Annotated in this window: 17 protein-coding genes; 9 read left to right on the forward strand and 8 right to left on the reverse strand. The window is 60.5% G+C overall.

The window, feature by feature from the left end:
* Positions 1–28 precede the first annotated feature (28 nt).
* From hemA to J2X43_RS18880, 4 genes are all read right to left on the reverse strand, one after another.
* A complete protein-coding gene (gene hemA, locus J2X43_RS18865) occupies positions 29–1,243 on the reverse strand; it encodes a 5-aminolevulinate synthase (RefSeq protein WP_310296214.1) in 1,215 nt (404 codons plus the stop codon).
* 182 nt (positions 1,244–1,425) lie between these two features.
* Complete coding sequence (locus J2X43_RS18870; protein WP_310296216.1) at positions 1,426–2,223, reverse strand: xanthine dehydrogenase family protein subunit M; 798 nt, start codon at positions 2,221–2,223, stop codon at positions 1,426–1,428.
* 12 nt (positions 2,224–2,235) lie between these two features.
* Positions 2,236–4,581, reverse strand: a complete 2,346-nt coding sequence (locus J2X43_RS18875; RefSeq protein WP_310296218.1) for a xanthine dehydrogenase family protein molybdopterin-binding subunit — start codon at positions 4,579–4,581, stop codon at positions 2,236–2,238.
* A gap of 82 nt (positions 4,582–4,663) precedes the next feature.
* Positions 4,664–5,155: a 2Fe-2S iron-sulfur cluster-binding protein gene (locus J2X43_RS18880; protein WP_310296221.1), complete on the reverse strand. Its 492-nt coding sequence runs from the start codon at positions 5,153–5,155 to the stop codon at positions 4,664–4,666.
* Between the two features lie 281 nt (positions 5,156–5,436).
* Between J2X43_RS18880 and J2X43_RS18885 the strand changes: the two genes are divergently transcribed.
* From J2X43_RS18885 to J2X43_RS18895, 3 genes are all read left to right on the forward strand, one after another.
* Positions 5,437–5,703, forward strand: a complete 267-nt coding sequence (locus J2X43_RS18885) for a YMGG-like glycine zipper-containing protein (RefSeq protein ID WP_112385738.1) — start codon at positions 5,437–5,439, stop codon at positions 5,701–5,703.
* 170 nt (positions 5,704–5,873) lie between these two features.
* Complete coding sequence (locus J2X43_RS18890; RefSeq protein WP_310296224.1) at positions 5,874–7,796, forward strand: autotransporter assembly complex family protein; 1,923 nt, start codon at positions 5,874–5,876, stop codon at positions 7,794–7,796.
* 63 nt (positions 7,797–7,859) lie between these two features.
* On the forward strand, positions 7,860–13,643 hold the full coding sequence (locus J2X43_RS18895; protein ID WP_310296227.1) for a translocation/assembly module TamB domain-containing protein: 5,784 nt from the start codon (positions 7,860–7,862) through the stop codon (positions 13,641–13,643).
* Positions 13,644–13,653: 10 nt separating this feature from the next.
* Here J2X43_RS18895 and J2X43_RS18900 read toward each other — a convergent pair whose 3' ends face one another.
* Positions 13,654–14,082: an Lrp/AsnC family transcriptional regulator gene (locus J2X43_RS18900; protein WP_310296229.1), complete on the reverse strand. Its 429-nt coding sequence runs from the start codon at positions 14,080–14,082 to the stop codon at positions 13,654–13,656.
* 129 nt (positions 14,083–14,211) lie between these two features.
* Here J2X43_RS18900 and rocF point away from each other — a divergent pair, with 129 nt between their 5' ends.
* From rocF to J2X43_RS18930, 6 genes are all read left to right on the forward strand, one after another.
* A complete protein-coding gene (gene rocF, locus J2X43_RS18905) occupies positions 14,212–15,147 on the forward strand; it encodes an arginase (RefSeq protein WP_310296231.1) in 936 nt (311 codons plus the stop codon).
* A 16-nt stretch (positions 15,148–15,163) separates the two neighbouring features.
* Complete coding sequence (gene rocD, locus J2X43_RS18910; protein WP_310296233.1) at positions 15,164–16,363, forward strand: ornithine--oxo-acid transaminase; 1,200 nt, start codon at positions 15,164–15,166, stop codon at positions 16,361–16,363.
* A gap of 300 nt (positions 16,364–16,663) precedes the next feature.
* Entirely contained in the window at positions 16,664–18,448 is a 1,785-nt protein-coding gene (locus tag J2X43_RS18915; RefSeq protein ID WP_310296235.1) for a PAS domain-containing methyl-accepting chemotaxis protein, read from the forward strand.
* Positions 18,448–18,927 carry a chemotaxis protein CheW gene (locus J2X43_RS18920; protein WP_112385744.1) on the forward strand — a complete coding sequence of 160 codons (480 nt, stop codon included), beginning with the start codon at positions 18,448–18,450 and terminating at the stop codon, positions 18,925–18,927. The genes J2X43_RS18915 and J2X43_RS18920 overlap by 1 nt, the downstream gene beginning before the upstream one ends.
* Before the next feature lie 286 nt (positions 18,928–19,213).
* Positions 19,214–20,965, forward strand: a complete 1,752-nt coding sequence (locus J2X43_RS18925) for a methyl-accepting chemotaxis protein (protein WP_310296238.1) — start codon at positions 19,214–19,216, stop codon at positions 20,963–20,965.
* Positions 20,966–21,483: 518 nt separating this feature from the next.
* Positions 21,484–22,266, forward strand: a complete 783-nt coding sequence (locus J2X43_RS18930; RefSeq protein WP_310296240.1) for a hypothetical protein — start codon at positions 21,484–21,486, stop codon at positions 22,264–22,266.
* 159 nt (positions 22,267–22,425) lie between these two features.
* Here the strand turns inward: J2X43_RS18930 and J2X43_RS18935 are convergent, their stop codons facing one another.
* From J2X43_RS18935 to fdhD, 3 genes are all read right to left on the reverse strand, one after another.
* Positions 22,426–24,084: an OFA family MFS transporter gene (locus J2X43_RS18935; RefSeq protein WP_310296242.1), complete on the reverse strand. Its 1,659-nt coding sequence runs from the start codon at positions 24,082–24,084 to the stop codon at positions 22,426–22,428.
* Positions 24,085–24,175: 91 nt separating this feature from the next.
* A complete protein-coding gene (locus J2X43_RS18940) occupies positions 24,176–24,421 on the reverse strand; it encodes a formate dehydrogenase subunit delta (protein WP_310296244.1) in 246 nt (81 codons plus the stop codon).
* The gene (gene fdhD / locus J2X43_RS18945; protein ID WP_405049625.1) at positions 24,411–25,178 is read right to left on the reverse strand and encodes a formate dehydrogenase accessory sulfurtransferase FdhD; all 768 of its coding nucleotides are present in this window, start codon (positions 25,176–25,178) and stop codon (positions 24,411–24,413) included. The genes J2X43_RS18940 and fdhD overlap by 11 nt, the downstream gene beginning before the upstream one ends.
* Positions 25,179–25,192: the final 14 nt, after the last annotated feature.

Consider the following 25,192-nt stretch of genomic DNA (forward strand, 5'->3'; position numbering starts at 1 on the left):
CATTTTTATTACGTTATTTCTGTTTTGCTTAGGCGACGTGCCTTGCAAGCGCACAGCGCGACCAGAGCGAATGCAGCGCGCCGACCAGATGCTCGATATCGGCATCGGAATGCTGCGGCGTCGGCGTGATGCGCAGGCGCTCGGTCTTCTTCGGCACCGTCGGATAATTGATCGGCTGAACATAGACGCCGAAATTGTCGAGCAGCAGATCCGAGATCCATTTGCACTTCGCGGCATCCCCGACCATCACCGGCACGATATGGCTCGGGTTCGGCATATGCGGAATGCCCTGTTGGTCGAGCAGCTGGCGCAGCTTGCGCACCCGGTCCTGATGGCGGGCACGCTCGAAGGGGCTGGCCTTCAGATGCTGGATCGAAGCGACCGCACCGGCGGCGAGCGCCGGCGGTAGCGAGGTCGTGAAGATGAAGCCCGAGGCGAATGAGCGGATGAAATCGCAAAGAGCCGTCGAGGCCGCAATATAGCCGCCCATGACGCCGAAGGCCTTGGCAAGCGTACCCTCGATCACCGTGATCCGGTCCATCAGGCCTTCGCGCTCGGCAATGCCGCCGCCGCGCGGACCGTACATGCCGACGGCATGGACTTCGTCGAGATAGGTCATTGCGCCGTACTTGTCGGCGAGGTCGCAGATTTCCTTGATCGGCGCGATATCGCCATCCATCGAATAGACGCTCTCGAAAGCGATCAGCTTCGGCGCCTTGGGATCGGCGGCCGCCAGCTTGGCTTCGAGGTCATGGATGTCGTTGTGCTTCCAGATCACCTTCTCGCACTTGGCATAGCGAATGCCTTCGATCATCGAGGCGTGATTCAGCGCATCGGAGAAAATGATCATGCCGGGGATCTTGCCGCCGAGCGTGCCAAGGGCCGCCCAGTTCGAGACATAGCCCGACGTAAAGGTCAGCGCAGCTTCCTTGCCATGCAGATCGGCAAGTTCGTGCTCGAGCAGAACGTGGTGGTGGTTGGTGCCAGAGATATTCCGGGTGCCTCCCGCACCCGCGCCACAGTGGTCGATGGCGGCTTTCATCGCCTCGATCACCTTGGGGTTCTGGCCCATGCCGAGATAGTCGTTGGAGCACCAGACAGTTACGTCTTTCGGGCCGTCGGCCGTGTGGCGCGTCGCACGCGGAAACTGTCCGCTGTGGCGCTCAAGGTCGGCAAAAACGCGATAGCGGCCTTCAGAATGAAGACCATCAAGCTCGCTTTTGAAAAACGCTTCGAAATCCATGCATATGCTCCAGTATCACGCGACCGTTTTGCTAAGCACACCGCCGCGCGTCAACCCATGGCGCCTCCTTTACCATCAACTGCGGCAAAAGGCGCATATTTTTGAATCATTCCAGACGAAAAAGCTTCAACCCAGCCGATAAAGCGGCTGGGTTGACATATCCGGAATGTCGCTCGTTGCGACTAACCTACAGCAGCAACGGCTCGCTTCGTCATGACTTTTATCAAATTGGCGCGATATTCGGCGCTGGCATGAAGATCGGACAGCAGGCCGTTGGCATCGACCTGAACGCCCATCGCGGCATCGGGCAACCAGTTGGCGCTGAGAGCCGCTTCCAGGCCGCCATGCCGGAACGCACCGTTGCTGCCCGCCCCGGCGATTCCGACCCTGACAGTGCCGCCTGACTTGGTCACCAGCACGCTGGTGATCGCATAACGCGAGGCCGGATTGCGGAACTTGGCATAGCCGGCCTTCTCCGGCGCATCGAAGCTGACGCCGGTGACGATCTCGCCGTCCTCAAGCGCCGTTTCGAACAGCCCGGTAAAGAACTGATCCGCTGGCAACTGGCGCTTGCTTGTCATGATCGTCGCATTGAGCGCCAGCATTGCCGCCGGATAGTCGGCAGCCGGGTCATTGTTGGCGATTGATCCGCCGATCGTCCCCATATGCCGGACATGCGGATCGCCGATCAGCCCCGCCAGTTCGCAGAAGGCCGGAAGCACACTGCGGATTGCCGCAGATGAAGCGACTTCCGCATGCGTCGTTGCGCCGCCGATGGTGATCTTTCGCCCATCGACTTTGACCCCCTTCATCGAATCGATATGCCGGAGATCGACAAGGTTGCTCGGCGCGGCGAGCCGCTGCTTCATGGTGGCAATCAGCGTCATGCCGCCGGAAACGAACTTGCCCTCGGGTTTGCCGGAGATCAGCTTGACCGCCTCATCGACCGAAGAGGCGCGGTGATAGTTCAACTCGTACATGGCCCTTCCTCCTCAATTGTTCGCACGTGCCGCCATCCACACCTTTTGCGGTGTGGCAGGCATGGTCAGCATATTGTTGCCGATGGCATCGGTGATCGCATTCATCAGCGCCGGTGGAGACCCGATCGCCCCCGCCTCGCCGCAGCCCTTGATGCCGAGCGGGTTGCTCGGGCAGGGCGTGTTCTGATGCGACAGCTTGAAGGACGGCAGGTCGTCGGCGCGCGGCATGGCATAATCCATGTAGCTCGCCGTCAGCAGCTGCCCGTTCTCGTCATAGTGCACACCTTCGAGTAGCGCCTGGCCGATACCCTGTGCAATGCCGCCATGCACCTGTCCCTCGACGATCATCGGGTTGATGATATTGCCGAAGTCGTCAGCGGCAACGAACTGGATAATCTTGGTATGACCCGTTTCCGGATCGACCTCGACTTCGCAGATGTAGCATCCGGCCGGGAAGGTGAAGTTCGACGGATCGTAGAAGGCGGTTTCCTTCAGCCCCGGCTCCATACCCGCCGGCAGATTGTGGGCGGTGTAGGAAGCAAGCGCCACCTGGAACCATGGCAGCACCTTGTCGGTACCGGCCACCTTCAGCTCGCCATTTTCGATGACGATATCGCTCTCGTCAGCCTCCATCAGGTGTGCGGCAATCTTCTTCGCCTTGGCCTCGACCTTGTCGAGCGCCTTGACGACAGCCGACATGCCGACGGCACCCGAGCGCGAGCCGTAGGTGCCCATCCCCATCTGCACCTTGTCGGTATCGCCGTGGACGATGGAAACGCTGTCGATGGGAACACCGAGACGATCCGCCACCAGCTGAGCAAAGGTCGTCTCGTGTCCTTGGCCATGGCTGTGCGAGCCGGTCAGCACCTCGATCGTACCGACGGCGTTGACGCGCACCTCTGCCGATTCCCACAGCCCGACACCAGCGCCGAGAGAACCGACCGCCTGAGACGGCGCAATCCCGCAGGCTTCGATATAGCAACTCATGCCGATCCCGCGCTTCATGCCGCGGTTCGCGGCCTCTGCACGGCGGGCTTCGAAGCCATTCCAGTCGGCAGCCTGCATCGCCGCGTCGAGCGAGGCATCGTAGTCGCCCGCATCATACATCATGATCACAGGCGTCTGATGCGGGAAGGAGCGGATGAAGTTCTTCCGCCGAAGCTCGGCCGGCGAAATACCGAGTTCGCGTGCTGCGGTTTCCATCGTCCGCTCCAGCAGATAGGTCGCCTCCGGCCGACCCGCGCCGCGATAGGCATCGACGGGCGCCGTATTGGTATAGACGGTGCGGACATTGGCGTGGATCGCGGGGATCGCATACTGCCCTGACAGCAGCGTCGCATAGAGATAAGTCGGCACCGCCGAAGAGAAGAGCGACATGTAGGCGCCGAGATTGGCGATCGTATCGACCTTCAGCCCGATGATGCGATGATCCTTGTCGAAGGCCATCTTCACCTTGGACACGTGGTCGCGACCATGCGCATCGGTCAGGAAGGCTTCGGTGCGGTCCGAATTCCACTTCACCGGAACGCCGGTCTTCTTCGAGGCCCAGAGACAGACGATCTCCTCGGGATAGATATAGATTTTCGATCCAAAACCACCGCCGACATCGGGCGCGATGACCCTGAGCTTGTTCTCCGGCGCCACATTATAGAAGGCGCTCATCACCAGACGGGCGACATGTGGATTCTGGCTCGTCGTGTAGCAGGTGTAGTGATCCTCGGCAGAATCATAGATGCCGAGCGCCGCCCGCGGCTCCATCGGATTGGGCGACAGACGGTTGTTGGTCAGTTCGATCTCGGTGACATGCGCTGCCGCCGCAATTGCCTGATCGGTCGCGCCTTCATCGCCGATCACCCAATCGAAGATCAGATTGTCCGATGATTCAGGATGGATCTGCGGCGCGCCCGACTTCAAGGCCTCGACGGCTTCAGTGACGACAGGAAGCTCCTCGTAGTCGATGCTGACGGCTTCGGCAGCATCCCGCGCTTCGCCGAGCGAATCGGCGACGACGATCGCCACGGCATCGCCGACATAGCGGACCGTATCCACCGCCAGCGGCCGCCACGCACCCATCTTCATCGGCGAGCCGTCGCGCGAATGGATCATCCAGCCGCAGATCAGATTGCCGATGCCATCGGCAAACAGCTGCTTACCGTCGAGCACGCCGATGACGCCGGGCATCGCCTTGGCGGCCGAGACGTCGATATTGGTGATTTTTGCGTGAGCATGCGGGCTGCGGATGAAGTAGCCGTATTTCATGCCCGGAACGACCATGTCGTCTGTATAGCGGCCCTTGCCTGTCAGAAACCGCTTGTCTTCCTTGCGTGCGACGCGTGCACCAATTCCTTCAACACCCATGATGTCCTCCAATGGGGTTTCGGGCCTGGCATTCCGCCAAAGAGAATTGTGTTCGGCAGCTGCCAGACGAATTCAGGGGATGCTATTCGGCAGCCTGCTTGGCGCCGCCATGCATTTCGGCGTTGGCGGAGAGCACGGCCTTGACGATGTTGTGATAGCCGGTGCAACGACAGATATTGCCTTCAAGCTCGTGGCGGACGGTTTCCTCGTCGAGATGGCCGCCGTGGCGGTTGATCATATCGACCGAGGCCATCACCATGCCGGGCGTACAGAAGCCGCATTGCAGGCCGTGATGTTCCTTGAAAGCCGCCTGAACGGGATGCAGCTCGCCATTTGCCGCAAGCCCCTCGATGGTCGTCACCGAAGAGCCGGAGGCCTGGACGGCCAGGATTGTGCAGCTCTTGACCGACTTGCCGTCCAGATGGACGACACATGCACCGCATTGCGTTGTATCGCAGCCGACATGGGTGCCCGTCAGCCCCAGCTTTTCGCGAATGAAATGGACGAGAAGCGTTCTTTCTTCACAGTCGCCGCTCACCGCGCGGCCATTCACCGTCAGTTTGACTTTCGCCATGATGTCCTCCTCGTGCCTCCTCCAGGCACAAGCGGCATCATTTGACCTTTTCCCTTTAGGATCAACCGCTACTTTAGGGAGTTGTATCAATTTTGCTTCACTGCCGAAGTCCGATAGAACGGGGCTCTCCTGAAACGTTATGAAACGAAGCGTGACCGCAAACTTTGTGGAGATTGCTGGACACGCTTTGTTTACGACATAGTTTGCAGCCTACGTGACAAAAACAAAAACACGTGAGGGACGGCTGCTGCCAGGGGGCAGCGAACCTTTTGGAGATGGAAATGAAGAAGATTATCGCATTCGTACTCGTCGGCCTCTCGATCGCGAGTTGCACGCCGACACAGCAGGGTGCCGGCATCGGCGCCGCTTCCGGCGCTGTGATCGGTGGTGTTGCTACAGGCAATGTCCGCGGTGCCGCAGTTGGCGCAGCGATCGGCGGCGTTGCCGGCGCACTGATCGGCCGTGTCGCCGAGCAGCCCGGGCAGTGCTATTATCGTGATCGAAACGGCAATCGCTACATCGACGACTGCCCGCGCGGCGGCTACTAAGCGTTAAATTCACCGACTAAAAAATCCCGGCCAGCGCCGGGATTTTTCATTTTCTGTACTAAATTAGCCCGCCAACAACTTAAATTGGTACACGTTTCGCATTTTTGCCGCTAAGGTGCCCGCGGCTGGGCAACGCGAAGCTTCATTTTCCATGTAACTAAAAGCGGCGGATGCAGATCAGAGGGACGACACCGAAAGCGGGTTTCGCGTATCGGCGGACAGGCACCATGATGGTGATCGCGGCAACGGCCGCGTTTTCGCCTGCATTGGTCGATGAGGCATACGCCTTCAAGCTGTTTGGCATAACGATATTCGGCAAGGACGACAGCGAAGCGGAACAGGTTCCTGATCCGGTGCGATACGACGTCGATCTGACGTCGGGCACGGCCGATCCTGATCTCACTGAGGCGCTGCAAAACAGCTCGCGCCTGGTCGGCGACAAGGACAAGCCCGTATCAGGCGATCTCGGCGTCGTCGTCAAGGCGCGCGACGACCGCGAGCGGCTGATCGCCACCCTGTATGAAAAGGCCCGATATGGCGGCGTGGTGACCATCACCGTCGATGGCAAGAATATCGACAACCTGCCACCCAATCCGGTTTTCGACCGGTCGAAGCCGGTCACCGTCAACGTCAATGTCGATCCGGGGCCGGTGTTCCACGTACGCGACGTCCAGTTCGGCGGCGATGCAGCGATGCGCAATCCCGCAGACTACGATCTGGCGCCCGGCGAAGAGGCGGGCTCCCTCGTCATCATCAAGGCCGGCGACAAGATCGTCGAGCAGTTGAAGAGCGAAGGACGGCCGCTTGCCAAGCTGACGAAGCGCGAGGTCGTTGCCGATCATCGCACGAGCACCGTCGATATCGTCATCACCACCGAAGGCGGCCCCGTTGCCCCTGTCGGCACCGTTGGCGTCACCGGTGAAAAGACCGTCAAACCCGATTTCATCCAGCGCTATTCGCGGCTCAACCGCGGCGAAGCCTATTCGCCAGAGGCGTTGAAGAAGGCCGGAGACCGTCTGCGTGCACTTGGCGTCTTCTCGAGCGTCACCATTCACGAAGCCAATGAGCTCGCTGCTGATGGTACGCTACCGATGACCATCGAGGTGTCGGAAGGCAAGCAGCGCTACTTCGGCTTCGGCGCCAACTACTCGACGATCGACGGCTTCGGCCTGCAGGGCTACTGGGGCCATCGCAATCTTTTCGGCGAGGCGGAATCGCTTCGTATCGAAGGAACAGTCGGCCGGCTCGGCGAGAACGACATCAGCAATCTCGACTATTCGACTGGCATTTCCTTCACCAAGCCTGGCGCCTTCTTCCCTGCAGGAACGCTCAAGGCATCAATCCTTGCCAAGACGGAAAATCCAGACGCCTACAACGCCTCTCTGATCACCGGCTTGCTCGGTTACTCCTACGAACTCAGCGATCAGGACACCGTGTCGGCCGCAGCCGAGATCAGCTACGAAAAAGACGACGACGCCTTCGGCAACAACGAGTATCTGACCTTCGCTCTGCCACTGACATACGAGCGCGACGCCCGCGACAGCAAGTTCAATCCGACGGAAGGCTACCGCGCGACACTCGCGGCAACGCCGAGCTACGAAGCCTTCAACGGCACCATCTTCTCCTCCTTCGAGGGCTCGATCTCGGGCTATCAGGCGATCGGCCAGGAGGACAATGTAGTGTTCGCCGGTAAGGTGGCCGCGGGTTTCCTGGTCGGCGGCGAGCTGCAGGACATTCCCGCCACCCGCCGCTTCTTTGCCGGCGGTGGTGGCTCGGTGCGCGGCTACGGCTATCAGGAGATCTCGCCCTACGACGCCGACAACGAGGCGACCGGCGGCAAGTCCTATGTGACCGCATCGCTGGAGGCACGCGTCAGGATCACCGACACGATCGGCATCGTGCCTTTCATCGACGTCGGCACGGTCTCGGCAGACACCTTCCCCGATTTCGGCGATTTCCGCGCCGGCGCTGGCGTCGGTATTCGCTACGCCACGCCTTTCGGTCCACTGCGGCTTGATTTTGCCGTACCGCTGAACAAGTACGAAAATGGCACGGCCTATGGAATCTACGCCGGCATAGGCCAATCATTCTAACGGCGGAAAACGCAGCGGATGAACCCGTTGCACCGCCATGCGAACGGGATAGTGTCCGCCTTCATGCAAGCACTGACGAAACTCATGAACTGGATTGTAAGGCTGCTGGGCTATGGCCTTGGCCTCGTGCTTGTCGTTGCCGCGATTGCGATCGTCATTTTCGGCTTCACTTCCTTCGGCTCACGCATCGTTACCGAAAAGGTCGCGGAGATCATCTCCAACCGGGACATGAACGTCTCGATCCGCGAGCCTGGCAGCCTGCTGACAGGCGGCCTCGATGCTGCACAGATCACGATATCGGACACCCGTGGTGTTTTCGCCGAAGCGAGAGGAATCTCTATCAACTGGAATCCCTTGGCGCTGCTGACCGGCACGTTCCACGCCAAGCAGATCGGCATCCAGTCGATCACCGTCGTCCGCAAGCCGGTGCGCACCTTGCCGTCGCCGCCGGATACCGGCGAAGAAGCCGGCTTCAAGCTGCCCATCAAGATCGATATCGACAACATCGCGCTGCCGCAGATCAATCTCAGTGAGCAGCTTGTCGGCCGCGCCTTCACGCTGGTCGCGGGCGGCAATCTGCAGGCCGATCAGAGCGGTGGCCACGCGGTTCTCAACGTCAATCGCCAGTCGGTGCTGGACGCCAAGCTGAACGCAGACGTTGCCTTCATGCCCGAGGAAAACCACCTTCGCCTCAAGGCTCAGCTTGCCGAACCGAAGGGCGGCGTGATGGCGACGTTGCTGTCGCTGCCGGGCGATCCATCCGTCAATCTGTCGATCGATGGCGACGGTCCGATTTCGAACTGGAAGGCCAAGCTGCTGGCGGCCCTCGATGGACAGCCCCGCGCTTCGATCGAAGGCCAGCATGTGCTGACGCCGGAGGGGCTTCACCAGATCAACCTGAAAGGCGGCGGCGATCTGAGCTCGCTCCTGCCCCCACCCTTCCGCCCGCTCTTTGCAGGGCAGACGAATATCGACCTCGCGGCCACCTTCGACAACAAGGGCAAGATCGACATCCAGACCGGCAACATCGCCACCGGAAGCGTCGTCATCGCCGCCTCCGGCACGCTCGATCCGGCAGGCAACAACAGCCTGAATGCCAATGTTCTCGGCACGTCCGGCCCGGTCGATTTCCGCTGGCCGCTCGAAAAGGGTGAAGCCCGCCTGCTGGTCAGCGGCCTCAATGTCGCCCTGACCGGCGACGCCAAGGCTGCCCGGCTGAACGCCAGCGCATCCCTGGACGCGATCACCGTTCCCCAGGCCACGGCAAGCAACGTCAAGCTGACGGCCAAGAGCGATGCCTTCAACATCGCCAAGAAAAGCGGCGGCGTGCAGATCCGTCTTGTGGCCGGCGATACGGCCTTCATCAATCCCGACGTCAACCGGGCGGTCCAGGGGCCGGTCACGCTGGCAGCCCCGCTGCAGGTCGCGCCCGATAGCATTGGCTTCAACGGCACGACATTCGAAAGCGCCAATGCCAGCGGCAGCGTCAACGGCACTTACAGGCTCGAAAGCCAGGCGCTCACAGGCAATGCCAAGCTGACGATCGAACCGGCGGCCCTCCCGGTGGCGATCGCGCCGCGTTTCGACACGCCGATTTCGATCGAGACACAGGTTGCAGGCACGATCCCTTCGAAGATCAATCTGTCGAACCTCGTGGTGAAATCGGGCAGCCTGGAAACCAACGGCAACGTCACCCTCGACGGCGATACGCTGGCGGCCGATCTCAGCGGACGGCTTCCCGATATCGGCAAGCTCGTTCAGGATACCGGCGGCGAACTGGCCTACACGGCCAATATCAGTGGCCCGCTCACCGCGCTCGCCATCAAGGCGAACCTGAAGTCCGCGGCCCTCCAGACCGCAGGCCGTACGCTGTCCGGTCTCGACGTGGACCTCTCCGGGACCGCTGATCCCAATGCGCCGCAGGCGACGGTCAGCGCCAAAGGTGCGATCGACGGCCAGCCGCTGGCGATCAATGCCAACGTCCAGTCGAAAGACGGGACGACCAGCATTCCGTCGATCTCCATCGATGCCGGCAGCAACAAGCTGACCGGCAACATCGAGCTGACGCCATCCTTCCTGCCGAGCGGCAAGCTGAATTTCGATTTTCCGGATGTCGGCCTGCTGGCAGCCTTGGCAGGACAACGTGCCGAGGGCGATCTGAAGGGGGCCTTCGACATCGCCAATGACGGTGGCAAAATCTCCATCAAGGCGAAGGCCAGCGGCAGCGGCATCAGGCGCGACGGCCTGTCGCTGGTGAAGCCGGATATCGATATCACCGTCAGCGATCTGAAAGCTTTTGCGGCGAACGGCATCATCAAGGCCGACGAGATTTCTTCGGGCGCCAACACCATCAGCGGCCTGGCGGTCAATTTCACGCAGCAGCAGAACCGCACCAATTTCGATCTAACCTCCGTCTACGACGCCAATCCGCTGGTCGCCGCCGGCGCAGTCGAAACCAACGACGGCAGCATGAAGATCGAGCTCGACCGGCTGTCGGCAAAGCCGCTGAATATTGCCGTAGAGCTTTCTGCGCCGACCGCCGTAACGATCGCCGGTGGTGCCGCAAAGCTGGATGGCCTGACGATCCGCACCGGTGAGGGTTCGGTCAGCGTTTCGGGCTCGGCCGGAGAAACACTCGATATCGATGCGACGATCAAGGACCTTCCCGCCAGCCTCGCCAACACCTTCGTCCCGAAGCTCGAGGCGGCAGGCAGCATTTCCGGCACGGTCACGGTAACCGGCACCCCGGCGGCCCCGATCGCGAACTTCAAGCTCGACTGGAAGGACGCTTCGACAAGCCAGACCAAGGCCGCCGGCCTCTCCGGTTTCGCGATCGCCGCAAGCGGCAAGCTCGCTGACAACAGACTGGATTTCGAAACCACCGCAGATGGCGGCAAGGGACTATCCTTGAAGGCCTCAGGCAACTACATGGTCGCCGGTGCCAATGCCCAGGCCCTGTCGGTCGATGCCGAAATCGCCAACGTGCCAGCGGGGCTCGCCAACGCCTTCGTTCCCGATCTCGGTGCCGCCGGCGTCATATCCGGCACCGCCAAAGCATCCGGCACGCTCCCCAACCCCACTGCGCAATTCGATCTGTCATGGAAAGACGCCGCAACCGGCCAGACTGTGAAGGCCGGCCTTGCCAAACTGGCCATCGGCGCAACCGGCACCTTTGCCGACAACAAGCTCGCCTTCGACGTCGACGCCACCGGCGCAAAGAACCTGGCGCTGAAAGCCAAGGGCAACTTCGTCGTTTCAGGGCTCGAAGCGAATACGTTGACAGTCGATGCCGATATCAGCAACGCCCCGGCCTCGCTGGCAAATGCCTTCGTTCCGGGCCTTGGCGCCGAAGGACTGATTTCAGGGACAGGCAAGGCTTCCGGCAGGCTGCCACGCCCTAGCGCCGAATTCGACCTGACCTGGACCGATGCGGCGACCGGCCAAACCAAAAAGGCGGGGCTCGCGAGTTTCGACGTTTCCGCCAAGGGCAAGTTTGCCGATAGCAAGCTCGATTTTGACACCGCAGCAAGCGGCAAGAACAGCCTATCGCTGAAGGCAGCGGGCAGCTTCACCGTTGCCGGTCCCGATGCGAACAACCTCTCCGTCGATGCCACGATCGGCAATGTACCGGCCGGGCTGGCAAATCCCTTCGTTCCCGGCCTTGGCGCCGAGGGTCTGATATCCGGAACGGCCAAGGCCTCCGGCAAGTTGCCGAGACCAAATGCCGACTTCGACCTTACATGGACGGATGCCGCGACGGATCAGACGAAGAAAGCCAAGCTCGCCAGCTTCGACGTCACCGCCAAGGGCAAGTTCGCTGACGACCGCATCAATTTCGACGCGGCGGCAAGCGGCAAGAACAGCCTGTCGCTGAAGGCAACTGGCAACTTCGCCGTTTCCGGCCCCGATGCCAACGCGCTTTCGGTCGATGCCGACGTCACCAACGTGCCAGCCGGCCTTGCCAACCCCTTCGTGCCGGGCCTTGGCGCCGAAGGACTGATTTCCGGAACCGCCAGAGCTTACGGAAAGCTCCCCAATCCGGCGGCCGATTTCAAATTTGCCTGGAAGAACGCCGCGACCAGTCACACCAAGGCCGCCAATGTTACCGGTCTCGGCGTCACGGCCGATGGCCGACTTTCTGGTAATACGCTGAATTTCAACGTCAACGCCAACGGCAGCGGTTCCCTGTCGGTCAAGGCGAAGGGCAGCTTCGAGGTTGCCGGTCCTCAGGCGAATTCGCTGCGCGCCGACGCTGACATCAACAATCTGCCGGCCGGCATCGCCAACGCCTTCGTTCCCAATCTTGATGCCGAAGGGGCAATTTCGGGCAGCGCCAATGCCGCGGGCAAGCTTCCGATCCCCGATGTCGATTTCAAGCTCAACTGGAAGAATGCGCAGACCAGTCAGACAAAGAGCGCTGGCCTTGCGCCACTCGGCATCACCGCCAATGGAAAGCTTGCCAGCAACACGCTGACGATCGATACCGGCCTTTCCGGCGACGGCGGCCTGTCGATGAAGGGTGGCGGCAGTGTTGGCATTACCGGGCAGAAGGCACTGAACCTTCAGTTCCACGGCAACCTGCCCTTCGCCATTCTCGACGCGCAGCTCGCCCAGCAAGGCTTCGTTGCCGAAGGCGCGGCGGATATCGATCTTCGCATTACCGGAAATGCCGGTGGTCCCGTTCTCAACGGCAGCGTCAACACCAGTGGCGCCAAGCTGGTCGACGTTCGCCGCAACCTGGCTCTCAACAATCTGGCTGCAAGCATTACCATGAACGGCCAGCAGGCGACGATCTCGCGCTTCAGCGCCAATCTGGCAAGCGGCGGCGCAATCTCGGCCACCGGAACGATCGGCATTCAGCCGAATGGCGACTATCCGGTGAATATCGACGTCAAGCTGGACAAGGCCGTCTATGTCGACGGCACGCTCGTCGTCGCGACAGTCGATGGTACCGTCGGTCTGCGTGGTCCGCTGCTGTCCAACCCGACCTTGAGCGGACGCCTCGATCTGGAAAAAGCCTCCGTCACGGTGCCGGAAAAGCTGCCGACCTCGCTGCGCGAAATCGACATCAGGCACATCCACGCGCCCGCCGCGGTGCTCAAGCAACTGCGCGACGAAAACCCGCCGAAGCCTGGCGAAAAGTCTTCGACGATCACGCTCGATCTTCAGCTCAATGCGCCGTCGCAGATCTTCGTTCGTGGCCGCGGCATCGATTCCGAGCTTGGCGGCAGTCTGACCATCAAGGGGACGGCAGCAGCCCCGATCGTCTCCGGCGGCTTCACCATGCGGCGTGGGCGCCTGACGATCCTGAACCGCCGAATGAACTTCACCGACAAGAGCCGCATCACTTTCGCAGGCAACCTGACCCCTGCTTTGGATATGGAGGCAAGCTCGACCTCGGGCACGACGACGCTGACGGTCGATGTCGGTGGTCTGGCGACCGACCCGGCCATCACCTTCTCGTCGTCACCGGCCCTGCCGCAGGATGAAGTCCTGGCGCAGTTGATCTTCGGGCAGTCGATGTCAAAGCTTTCGCCGGTGCAGATCGCTCAGCTTGCGGATGCAGTCAGCCAGCTCGCCGGTGGCCGGTCGACCTCGCTCTTCGAGGGCCTGCGTAACCAGCTTGGCGTCGATGATCTCGACATTAGCACCGACGAAAAGGGCCAAACCAGCGTCAGCGTCGGCCGCTATCTCAACGAGCGCACTTATTTCGAACTGCAGCAAGGCGGCGCGGCCGGCGCCAAGGCGATCATCAATCTTGATGTCGGCCGCGGTGTCAAGCTTCGCGGTGCAGCGGGCGGCAATGGCGCCGGTGAAGCAGGCGTCGTCTACGAACGCGAGTATTGACGCGCGCGGCCTAGAAAATCGTCTTGCTGGTTTTCAGCAGGATGTTGGTTTCCGTCACGTTGATGCCGTCGACCAGACGGATGCGCCGCAGCGTCTCGTCGAAGGACACGAGATCCCGGTCTTCGAGTTCGGCGATGAAATCCCATTTGCCATTGGTGCTGTGCAAGGCACGCACTTGAGGCAACCCGCGCAGCTGGTCGGCAACCTTGTCGGCCAGTTTGCCGAGAACCTCGATGAGAATGATGGCCCGGACGCCCGCCGAGCGCACTTCATGCCCCGTTCGGATGGTGAAGGCTGCGATCGTGCCATTGACAACAAGCCGGTCGATCCGCGCGGCAACGGTCGCCCGTGAGGCGCCCGTCATCGCCGCTAGTGACGATACCGGCGTTCTTGCATTGTGTCTGAGAGCGCTGAGCAGTTCCTGATCGAGGTCGTCCATGATTTTCACTTTGCTCGAATGGTGTGAGCAATTTGTACAATGTTGATTTTATTTTGGCAATTTTCCATCTTTTTGTCGTCGCGGCAATAGCCGAATATGCAGCTCGAAACTCGAAATCCGGAGCTTGGAATGGACGTTCAATCGCGCGCAGTCACCCTCATTGGCGTTCCGTTGGAAGAAGGCTCCGGCCGAAGGGGCGCCGCAATGGGCCCGGCAGCACTTCGCATCGCAGGGATCGACCAGACGCTCATCGAGCTCGGTCATGACGTCAAGGACGACGGCGACCTGCAGATCGTGCCGGCTCGAGACCTGCCCAATCATCCGAAGGCCCACAATCTGCGGATCATCGGCGCGTTCACCCGGGCGCTGGAAGCGAGCACCTATGAAGCGGCCGCTGCCGGCCGCCTTCCGCTGATCCTTGGCGGCGATCACGCCCTGTCGATGGGTAGCGTCTCCGGCATGGCACGCTATGCCGCCGAACAGGGCCGCCCGCTGTTTGTCATCTGGCTTGACGCCCACTCGGATTTCAACTCGCCGGAAACCTCGCCCTCCGGCAATATTCACGGCATGCCGGTCGCGTTCTTCACCGGTCAGGCTGACCTCGCCGAAGTTCTTCCGAAGGCCCGGCCGCTGGTCGATCCGCGCAACGTCTTTCAGGTCGGCATCCGTTCGGTCGATGCGCCGGAACGCGAGCTGATCAAGAAGCACGGCGTCAACGTCTTCGATATGCGCTCGATCGACGAACAGGGTATCGCACCTATCATGCGGCAGATCCTCGCTGCGGTGGAAGAAGCCAACGGCCTCCTGCATGTCAGCCTTGATGTCGATTTCCTTGATCCCGATATTGCCCCGGGCGTCGGAACGACCGTGCCGGGCGGAGCGACATTCCGCGAAGCGCACCTCGTCATGGAGATGCTCTGCGACAGCGGCCTCGTATCGTCGCTCGATCTCGTCGAACTCAATCCGTTTCTGGACGATCGCGGCAAGAGCGCCCGCGTTCTTGTCGAACTGACCGCCAGCCTTTTCGGCCGCCGTATCTTCGATCGTCCGACCCGCGCCGCCTAATCCGAGGGAACCAGCCATGAACGCATCTGAAAACCTGATCGCCACCGAACAGCGGCTTGGCGCCCATAACTACAAGCCGCTCGACGTCGTGCTGACCCGCGGAGAAGGCGTTTACGTCTGGGATACCGACGGCAACCGCTATCTCGATTGCCTCTCGGCCTACTCCGCCGTGAACCAGGGCCATTGCCATCCGAAGATCCTGGCCGCGATGGTCGAACAGGCCGGCAAGCTGACACTCACCTCCCGCGCCTTCCGCAACGACCAGTTGGCTCATCTCTACGAAGAGCTGGCGGCACTGACCGGATCGCACAAGATCCTGCCGATGAATTCCGGTGCCGAAGCCGTCGAGACGGCGATCAAGGCCGTGCGCAAATGGGGCTACGAGGTGAAGGGCGTGCCGGAAGGCAAGGCAGAGATCATCGTCTGCTCCGACAATTTCCACGGCCGGACGCTCAGCATCATCAGCTTCTCGACCGACCCGGATGCACGCACCGGCTTCGGACCTTACACGCCGGGCTTCCGCACCATCCCCTTCGGCGATGCCGGAGCCTTTGCCGCGGCGATCAACGAAAACACCGTCGGCGCGCTGATCGAGCCGATCCAGGGCGAGGCCGGCGTCATCATTCCTCCGGCCGGTTATTTCAAGCGCGTCCGCGAGCTCTGCACCACGCACAACGTCACGCTGATTCTCGACGAGATCCAGACCGGTCTCGGCCGCACCGGAAAGCTGCTTGCGGAAGAGCACGAAGGCATCGAAGCCGACGTGACGTTGATCGGCAAGGCGCTCTCCGGCGGTTTCTATCCGGTGTCCGCCGTTCTTTCGAACAGCGAGGTCCTTGGCGTCCTCAAGCCCGGTCAGCACGGCTCCACCTTCGGCGGCAATCCGCTCGCCTGCGCCGTGGCTCGCACCGCGCTCAAGGTGCTCACTGAGGAAGGCATGATCGAGAATGCCGAGAAGATGGGTAACTATTTCCTCGAAGGTCTGCGCTCCATCCGCTCGAACATCGTCAAGGACGTACGTGGCCGCGGCCTGATGCTAGCGATCGAACTCGAGCCCGAAGCAGGTGGCGCGCGCCAGTATTGCTACGGTCTCAAGGAGCGCGGTCTGCTCGCCAAAGATACGCACGAGCACACGATCCGCCTCGCTCCGCCGCTGGTCATCACCAAGGACCAGGTCGAATGGGCCGTCTCCGAAATCGAGAAGACAATTACCTGAGGTGAGCGGCCTCTTCGGAGGCCGCAACCAACACGAAGTATGTTTGCGTGAACTCACGCATTAAACGCTAATATACATCAGTATATTCAGTCAGTTACTCATTTTTAATCTAACTAATCATATTATTTCAGCAGAAACACCCGGGCGCATTGTGGGGGCAGCGTCCGGGTTTTCAGCTTTATTTGAGATCTGACCTGCCGCATCGAATGCGCCGCAGGCGCGGCGATCTGTGTGCCTGTTTTTGGCAATCGCCCTCGCCCCGCACCGCTTTGGAGTGCTGCAGTCCTTAGAGGGACGACGATGCCGCTATTTTCAGTTATTTCAGGTTCCGACGCCAAGGCCATGTTCTCGGCGCTCAACAAATCGCAGGCCGTGATCGAATTCGACCTGCAGGGCAATATTCTGACGGCCAACGAAAACTTTTGCCGGACGCTCGGGTACGAGCTTTCGGAGATCGCCGGCAAACACCACCGCATATTCTGCGATCCTGACTATGTCGCGTCCGCGGCCTATAAGGATTTCTGGGCCAAGCTCGGCAAGGGCCAGTTCGATTCCGGCGAATACCGCCGCATCGGCAAGGGCGGCCGGGACGTCTGGATTCAGGCGACCTACAATCCCCTGCTCTCCAACGGCAAGCCTTACAAGATCGTCAAGTTCGCAACTGACGTGACCGCGGCCAAGCTCGATTCGGCAAATGCCATCGGCAAGATCGAAGCGATCTCCCGGGCACAGGCCGTCATCGAGTTTACCCCGTCCGGCGAGATCTTGACCGCAAACGGAAACTTCCTTTCCGTCCTCGGCTACAGCCTGGATGAAATCCGCGGAAAGCATCACAGCATGTTCTGCGAAACGGCCTATACGGCCTCGCCTGCCTACCGCGAATTCTGGACCAAGCTTGCCGCCGGCCAGTTCGTTGCCGAAGAGTTCAAGCGAGTCGGCAAGGGCGGTAAGGTCGTCTGGATCCAGGCGTCCTACAACCCGATCTTCGACATGAACGGTCGCGTCTTCAAGGTTGTCAAGTTTGCGACCGATATCACCAGCCGCGTGCAGGCCGTCGATGAGCTCGGCGAAGGACTGACGCGCCTTGCCGCCGGCGACCTGACCGGCGCCATTGAGACCCCATTCCTTCCGGCTCTCGACAAGGTCCGCGTCGATTTCAACAGCGCTGTTGAACGTCTGAGCGGCGCCATGCGCACCGTTGCTGAAAACACCGATGCCATCGCGCATGGCTCCCGCGAAATGACGACCGCTGCCGGCGAATTGTCTAGACGGACGGAGCGGCAGGCAGCAACCGTTGAGGAAACAGCCGCCGCCCTTGAGCAGATCACCCAGACAGTGGCCGACAGCGCCAAGCGCGCCGGTGAGGCTGGCGACCTGGTGGCCAAGACGAAGCTTGGCGCCGGCCATTCCGGCAGCATCGTCCGCAAGGCGATGGGAGCCATGGATCAGATCGCCAATTCGTCGCGCGAGATCAGCAACATCATCAGCGTCATCGACGAAATCGCGTTCCAGACCAATCTTTTGGCCTTGAATGCCGGTGTCGAGGCTGCCCGTGCCGGCGAAGCTGGCAAGGGGTTTGCTGTCGTCGCGCAGGAAGTCCGCGAACTCGCCCAACGCTCGGCGAACGCGGCAAAGGAGATCAAGACGCTGATCACCGCCTCGTCCGAACACGTCAAGAGCGGCGTAACGCTGGTCGGTGAAACCGGTAGCGCTCTGGAAGAGATCGTCTCGCAGGTCACCGAGATCGACGGCAATGTCGTGGCGATCGTTACAGCTGCCCGCGAGCAGTCTACCGGGCTGACGGAGATCAACAAGGCTGTCAACGCGATGGATCAGGTCACGCAGGACAACGCCTCTATGGTTGAGGAGACCACGGCTGCCAGCGGCAAACTCTCGAAGGAAGCCGAAAACCTCCGGGTGCTGCTGTCGCAATTTAGATTTGCGCAACACTCTTTCGCTAAGCTCAACACCAAAGCCACAGAAGCGCCTGCCGCACGCGCAACGCCACGTGGTCAACGCGTAACGAATGTTCGCGCCAATGGCGGCGCAGCCGCTCTGGCTTACGAGAATTGGGAAGATTTCTAATGAGCACCATTAATTCCAATAGTTTCAGTGGCGACACGCTCGAGATCATTGCCTTCCGGCTGCACGATCAGGAATTCTGCGTGAAGACGACGACCATCCGCGAAATCCGTGGCTGGGCGCCCTCCACCCCGATCCCGCATGCACCGTCGGATGTCATCGGCGTGATGAACCTGCGCGGCTCTGTAATCCCGATCATCGACCTCGCCTACAAGCTTGGTATGAAGAGCACGGTCGCCAATGAGCGCAGCGCCATCGTTGTCGCCGAAGTCCACAGCATGGTCATCGGCATGCTCGTCGACCGCGTCTCGGACATCCTGACGATCTCTTCCGGCCAGGTTCAGCCCGTTCCTGAGGTCACCGCCTCCTTCGATCGCGCCTATTGCGAAGGTATCATCGCCTCCGAAAACGGCATGATCTGCTTCCTGAACCTCGCGAAGATGTTCAAGGAAAGCGAAGCCGAAGAACTCGTTGCCGCCTAACGGAAGGCAGCGCCACACAAAATCAAAGCCGCCGTCGAGGCGGCTTTTTTGTGCCCAGTAGAAATCACCCATAAGAACTTGGCGTAAAAACAAATCTTATTAGCAATCTCTTTTATACCCTAAATTAACCTTCACACCATCATCATGGGTTGCGAACTGACAGTATTACGATTTCTGATAGTTGCGATTTTCGCGTATAGCGCGATTAATCCGGCCTCAAATCCAAAAGCTGTAAGTTCATCAACTTTGCCTGGCGAGAGCGTCGGCACATGATTGGGGAACGGGGATGCTGGGTTTATCTTCCGATGCAAAATACATTCTTGATGCCATTTCGAAATCTCAAGCCGTTATCGAATTTGATCTGAAAGGCAATGTCCTGAAGGCCAACGAGAACTTCTGCCGGGCGCTCGGCTACAGTCTCGATGAGATCACCGGCAAACATCACAGCATGTTCTGCGATCCGGCCTTGGTCGCAACCGCGGAATACCGCGATTTCTGGACCCGGCTTGGCCGCGGCGAACATGATGCTGGCGCTTACAAGCGGCTGGCAAAGGGCGGCCGTGAGATCTGGATCCAGGCAACCTATAATCCCGTGCTCAAGGGCGGAAAGCCCTTCAAGGTCGTCAAGTTTGCCACCGACATCACCGCGGCCAAGCGTCAGGCGATCGACGACGCCGGCAAGCTCGATGCGATCTCCCGGTCTCAGGCTGTCATCGAATTCAAGCCGAACGGCGAGATCCTGACGGCCAACGAGAATTTCTGTAAAGGCCTGGGCTACAGCCTCTCCGAAATCGCTGGAAAGCATCACAGCATGTTCTGCGATCCGGCCTATGCCCGCACCGAAGACTATGCCAATTTCTGGCGGCGGCTGGCAGGCGGGGAGTTCATCGCCAACGAGTTCGTTCGCTATGGCAAGGGCGGCAAGGAGATATGGATCCAGGCCGCCTACAACCCGATCATCGGTGCCGATGGCCGCGTCTACAAGGTCGTCAAGTTCGCCACCGACGTGACCGAGCGAATGAGCGCGATCAGCCAGCTCGGCAGCGCTTTGAAACATCTCGCGGAGGGCGACCTGACGCAGACGGTCAATACCGCCTTTGTCCCATCGATGGAGCAATTGCGCCACGATTTCAACACCGCGCTGGAAAAGCTGCGGGATACGATGGTGACGATCGGCGAGAACACGGCCGCGATCGCCGCCGGGTCTCACGAGATCGGTGCGGCAGCCGATTCCTTCTCGAAACGCACGGAACAGCAGGCCGCGTCCATTGAAGAGACGGCCGCCGCACTGGAGCAGATCACCACCACCGTCAACGACTCCAGCCACCGCGCCGGCGAGGCCGGTCAGCTCGTGGCCAAGACGAAGCATGGCGCCGAGCAATCCGGTATCGTCGTGCGCAATGCAGTCTCGGCAATGGGGCAGATCGAGCAGTCGTCCCGCGAGATTACCAACATCATCGGCGTCATCGACGATATCGCCTTCCAGACCAATCTGCTGGCGCTGAATGCCGGTGTCGAGGCCGCACGCGCCGGGGAAGCCGGCAAGGGCTTTGCCGTCGTCGCCCAGGAAGTGCGCGAACTCGCCCAGCGCTCGGCAAGTGCTGCCAAGGAAATCAAGGCGCTGATCAACCAGTCCAGCGAGTTCGTCAAGAATGGCGTCGATCTCGTCGGCCAGACTGGACGGGCGCTCGAAGAGATCGTCAGCCAAGTCGCCGACATCAATACCAATGTCGCGGCCATTGTCGAAGGATCACGCGAACAAGCGACAGGCATCAAGGAAATCAATCAGGCTGTCAATTCGATGGACCAGGCGACACAACAGAATGCCGCCATGGTCGAGGAAAGCACCGCAGCAAGCCACAAGCTGACCTCCGAGGCAGAGGTGCTGAGAGCCCTGCTCAGCCAGTTCCGCCTCGGCAACGAGATGCAGCATCGTCCAGCTGCGAGACATACCTCTCCGGCCCTGCAGCTTGTCTCCCGTGTTGCCAGAGCGCACGGTTCAGCCGCACCGGCCGCCGACAACTGGGAAGAATTCTGATCTCCACTCAGGCACACCTGCACTCCGGCTCTGCTTGCAGGGCCGGTTTTTCTTTGCATCTCTGCAAGCAAGGCGTGCTGCCAAAACCAGCCGCCACCCCTAATTTTTGATTGAATTAGAATATCATCATAGACAAGTATCGATTTGACGCCTCGTCCTTCGCAGCTATTCTGCGAGAATAGCCACGTATGCTTTCAGGCAAGGAAATTCTTCGAAACCATAATAAAAACAATCAATATAGAATTCGGCACTTTCCAGAAATTACGCAATAAAAAATATTATAGACGCAGTCTTGCCGATTTCGTTTACAGCTTCTTAGCTGTACACGTAGCCAAAACCAACCTTAGCGCGAAACTCCTACACAATATTAGAATCTACGTATATTATGATACTGTATCGATCGGAGACCTGACAACCACTTTTGGTTGCTGTTATCCGATACGGAAAGCGCGCGCTTCCGATTTTGATTTCCAAGCCTGGGCATGGGGTCCTGGCGGAATCGCTTTTGGAGGTTGGAAATGCAGTATCACAAATCGGCTATCACTGTACTCGCCATCAGCTGTGCAGCGTTGATCATGCCGTCCCAAGCTAGCGCCGAAGGCCTTCTCGGCGGCCTCGGAAACGCCCTCAGCGGCGGCTCCAAGAGCAGTACGAGCAGCGGGAGCACAAGCAGCGGGAGCACAAGCAGCGGCAGCAAAAGCAGTGGCGGCGGCCTTAGCATAGGCGGCAGTAACGGCATCAGCATCGGCAACAATGGCGGGCGCGGCCTCAGCGCGTCCATCGGCGGCTCCAGCGGCGTCAATGCCAGCGTCGGCGGCACATCGAAGGGTGGACTTGGCGTCAACGCATCCGTTGGCGGATCCGGCGGCATCAATAGCAAGACGAGCATCGGCGGCGGAACAAAAGGGCTCGGAGTCGGCACGACAGCAAGCGTCGGCGGCAGCAAAGGCCTGAATGCTGACGTCAAAGCCAATGTCGGCGGTAGTGGCCTCGTCAGCGCCAGGGCGAAAGCTGGATTGGGCGGCAACACGCTGGTCGATATCGCCCTCGGTGTGCCGGGCATCGATCCGGATGATCCGACCGGCCCTAATGGTCCTAATGGGCCCAATGGCCCGAACGGGCCGAGAGATCCCAATGGCTCGAATGGGCCACGTGGTCTGAATGGGCCGGCCTACTCTTACAATGACATGTCGGCAGCCGAGCGCGCCAAGGTAAAGCTTCGCTGCCGGGACATTCTCGGCTCGGGCGGCTACGAGGCAAGCCTCGTCAAGCTCTGCCGCATGGTCATCGCGATGCGCTGACCTCCTCCCCCGGGACCGTGTCCGGCGCGAAAGGCCGGATGCGGCCTGGTGGTGAAAGCGCCCAACTCCAGAATTCGCGCCTCTCCCCGGAGGCGCCTTTTTCATGAGAAAGGCACGCGTTGAGATGCGTGCCTTTCCTTAGATCCACCAAGGTCCCGATCAGCCGAACAAGGCAAACGTCGCCTTCAGCGTCACCCAGACACCCCACAGCAGCGGAATGCCGACGACGGCCCAGGCAAGTGCTGCCTTGGCGTCGAAACCGCCACGGCCAATGCCGAAGGAGCCGCTCGGCCCTGCACTTGCAGCGGCCGACTTGGCCTGCAGCGATGCCACTTCTGCGTCCGACATGAACCACTTGTCTGCAAGCGGCCGGACGAAGAGGTTGGCGATCAGGCCGAGTGCCAGCATACCAGCCAGGATATACATCGTGCCGGTATACAGCGCCGGTCCAGGCGCCACGCCCGCCGAGATTTGCGCCTCGCGGATGTAGTTGACGACCACAGGGCCGACGATACCGGCAGTCGCCCATGCCGTCAGCAGACGGCCATGGATGGCGCCGACGAACTGCGTACCAAAGATATCGGCGAGATAGGCCGGGATCGTCGCGAAGCCGCCGCCATACATCGACAGGATAATGCCGAAGGCGAGAACGAAGAGTGCCTTGTTGCCCATGTCGGCGAGCGTCGGCGCCACAGCGTAGAGCACAATGCCAAGCAGGAAGAACGTATAATAGGTGTTCTTGCGGCCGATCTTGTCCGACAGAGAGGCCCAGAAGAAGCGTCCACCGATATTGAAGAGCGAGAGCAGACCGGCAAAGCCCGCCGCGATTGTTGCGATCGATGCTTTCTGGCCCGCATCGAGCTGCGCGAAGCCGACGTCAGGCAGACCGATCAGCGAACCGGCAAAGATTTCCTGCAGCATCGGCGATGCCATGCCGATAACGCCGATACCGGCGGAAACGTTGAGGCAGAGAACCGCCCAGATCAGCCAGAACTGCTTGGTCTTGTGCGCATCGCGCAGGTGCACGTGCTTGGTGGTGATCATGCTGCTCTTGGCAGCAGGGGCCGTCCAGCCCTCAGGACGCCAGCCGGCCGGCGGAATGCGGTAGCCGAAGGCACCGCCCATCATGAAGACGAAGTAGATGACGGCCATGACCACGAAGGTCTGCCAGACACCGACCGACGTGTCGGTCTTGAAGTAGTTCATCAGCAGATTTGCGAGCGGAGCGCCGATCATCGCGCCGCCGCCGAAGCCCATGATCGCCATGCCGGTCGCCATACCGCGACGGTCCGGGAACCACTTGATCAGCGTCGAAACCGGCGAGATATAGCCGAGACCGAGGCCGATGCCGCCGATCACACCGGCGCCGAGCCACATCAGCCAGAGCTGATGGGTCATGACGCCGACGGCAGCGACGAGAATACCACCACACCAGCAGCAGGCGGAGACGAAACCGGCTTTGCGCGGACCGACCCGCTCAAGCCAGCCGCCCCAGATGGCCGCAGAGCAGCCGAGGAGCACGAAAAACAGCGTATAGATCCAGCCGAGATCGGCGACGCGCCAGTCGCAGGTCGTGGTGAAAAGAGCCGAAGCCAGCGTCAGATCCGGGCAGGCCGTCGAAGCGCTGATCCCCAGAGATTTAGACAGCGGCAGCCAGAACACGCTGAAGCCGTATGCCATGCCGATGCACAGATGAATGGCGAGTGCGGCCGGTGGCACGAGCCAGCGGTTGAACCCCGGCTGCGCAATAATTCGCTCACGATCAAGCAGGCCAGCGCCCGCCAGTACCCCTGCTCCTGATGTATCCGCTGCGGTCATGAATGAGTTCCTCCTGGATCTGACCTTGCTGACATGAATCGCGCTCGAACAGGCAAAAACAACCTGCGTCCCCCCTCGCGCGAAACGATGTTTAGTGCCGGATAGGCTCCGCCGGCTCGGGCTTGCGGATCAGGGAAGAGGCCTCGATCACCAAAGGATCGAAGCCATTGTTTTCCTGGTCCAGAATTTCAAAAAACTGCCGCCGCATACGCGGCTCCCAAAATTTATTGATATGTGTTGCGACGCCCTCGACAGCTTCGCTGGCGGGTTGGGTCTTGAAAAAAGTGGCGATCTGATTGGCCATGTAGACGAGCTTGGAACGCGTATCATGCGACATCGGCGATGCTTTCCGGCGAAATGCGGTGAGGATGGGTGAAAATCTCGAAATCATCGCCACGAACCAGGGCGACCAGCGTCATCCCGGCGTCCTCGGCCGTGCGGATGGCGAGTGCCGTCGGCGCCGAAATCGCAATCAGGATCGATGCGCCGAGAATTGCCGTCTTCTGCACCATCTCGACAGAGATGCGGCTGGTAACCACGACAGCACCCCCGATGCCAGTATTGCCCGACCGGATCACTGCGCCGCAAAGCTTGTCCAGCGCATTGTGCCGCCCGACATCCTCGCGAACGGCCGAGAGCCCCTGCCCAGGAATATAGAAGCCTGCGCCATGGACGGCACGGGTTTCGCGATGCAGCGGCTGCGCCTCGTTGAGCAGGTTTGCAGCGCGCACAATATCGCCATGCGTCAGTGCCAAGGGAGAACCGGAAACATCCGGCACCTTGCGAACGGCCTGCTCGATCGATTCGATACCACATAGGCCGCACCCGACGGGTCCAGCCATGCTGCGGCGCCGAGCGCGCAGAGCGTCTTCGACATCATCCGCGAGCATGATCTGCACATCGATGCCCATCTCGCTATCGACGGTCTCGATCGAGGAAATCTGCGCCATCGAACTGATGATCCCCTCCGTCAGGCTGAAGCCCACGGCGAAATCCTCAAGATCATCGGGCGTCGCCATCATGACGGCATGCGAACTGCCGCCATAGGAAAAGGCGATCGGCACCTCTTCCGGCACGATGCGCTCGCCCGGCATCACCACACCGCCCT

The organism is Rhizobium sp. BE258 (assembly GCF_031457345.1).
GTDB lineage: Bacteria > Pseudomonadota > Alphaproteobacteria > Rhizobiales > Rhizobiaceae > Rhizobium.

Excerpts from the sequence above, each read along its gene's own strand:
- J2X43_RS18875 (WP_310296218.1), bottom strand. The coding sequence starts at position 4,581 with ATGGGTGTTGAAGGAATTGGTGCACGCGTCGCACGCAAGGAAGACAAG.
- fdhD (WP_405049625.1), bottom strand. The coding sequence starts at position 25,178 with ATGCCGGGCGAGCGCATCGTGCCGGAAGAGGTGCCGATCGCCTTTTCC.
- J2X43_RS18890 (WP_310296224.1), top strand. The coding sequence starts at position 5,874 with ATGCAGATCAGAGGGACGACACCGAAAGCGGGTTTCGCGTATCGGCGG.
- J2X43_RS18870 (WP_310296216.1), bottom strand. The coding sequence starts at position 2,223 with ATGTACGAGTTGAACTATCACCGCGCCTCTTCGGTCGATGAGGCGGTC.
- J2X43_RS18930 (WP_310296240.1), top strand. The coding sequence starts at position 21,484 with ATGCAGTATCACAAATCGGCTATCACTGTACTCGCCATCAGCTGTGCA.
- J2X43_RS18900 (WP_310296229.1), bottom strand. The coding sequence starts at position 14,082 with ATGGACGACCTCGATCAGGAACTGCTCAGCGCTCTCAGACACAATGCA.
- J2X43_RS18880 (WP_310296221.1), bottom strand. The coding sequence starts at position 5,155 with ATGGCGAAAGTCAAACTGACGGTGAATGGCCGCGCGGTGAGCGGCGAC.
- rocF (WP_310296231.1), top strand. The coding sequence starts at position 14,212 with ATGGACGTTCAATCGCGCGCAGTCACCCTCATTGGCGTTCCGTTGGAA.
- rocD (WP_310296233.1), top strand. The coding sequence starts at position 15,164 with ATGAACGCATCTGAAAACCTGATCGCCACCGAACAGCGGCTTGGCGCC.
- J2X43_RS18885 (WP_112385738.1), top strand. The coding sequence starts at position 5,437 with ATGAAGAAGATTATCGCATTCGTACTCGTCGGCCTCTCGATCGCGAGT.
- J2X43_RS18895 (WP_310296227.1), top strand. The coding sequence starts at position 7,860 with ATGCAAGCACTGACGAAACTCATGAACTGGATTGTAAGGCTGCTGGGC.
- J2X43_RS18935 (WP_310296242.1), bottom strand. The coding sequence starts at position 24,084 with ATGACCGCAGCGGATACATCAGGAGCAGGGGTACTGGCGGGCGCTGGC.
- J2X43_RS18925 (WP_310296238.1), top strand. The coding sequence starts at position 19,214 with ATGCTGGGTTTATCTTCCGATGCAAAATACATTCTTGATGCCATTTCG.
- J2X43_RS18920 (WP_112385744.1), top strand. The coding sequence starts at position 18,448 with ATGAGCACCATTAATTCCAATAGTTTCAGTGGCGACACGCTCGAGATC.
- J2X43_RS18915 (WP_310296235.1), top strand. The coding sequence starts at position 16,664 with ATGCCGCTATTTTCAGTTATTTCAGGTTCCGACGCCAAGGCCATGTTC.
- J2X43_RS18940 (WP_310296244.1), bottom strand. The coding sequence starts at position 24,421 with ATGTCGCATGATACGCGTTCCAAGCTCGTCTACATGGCCAATCAGATC.
- hemA (WP_310296214.1), bottom strand. The coding sequence starts at position 1,243 with ATGGATTTCGAAGCGTTTTTCAAAAGCGAGCTTGATGGTCTTCATTCT.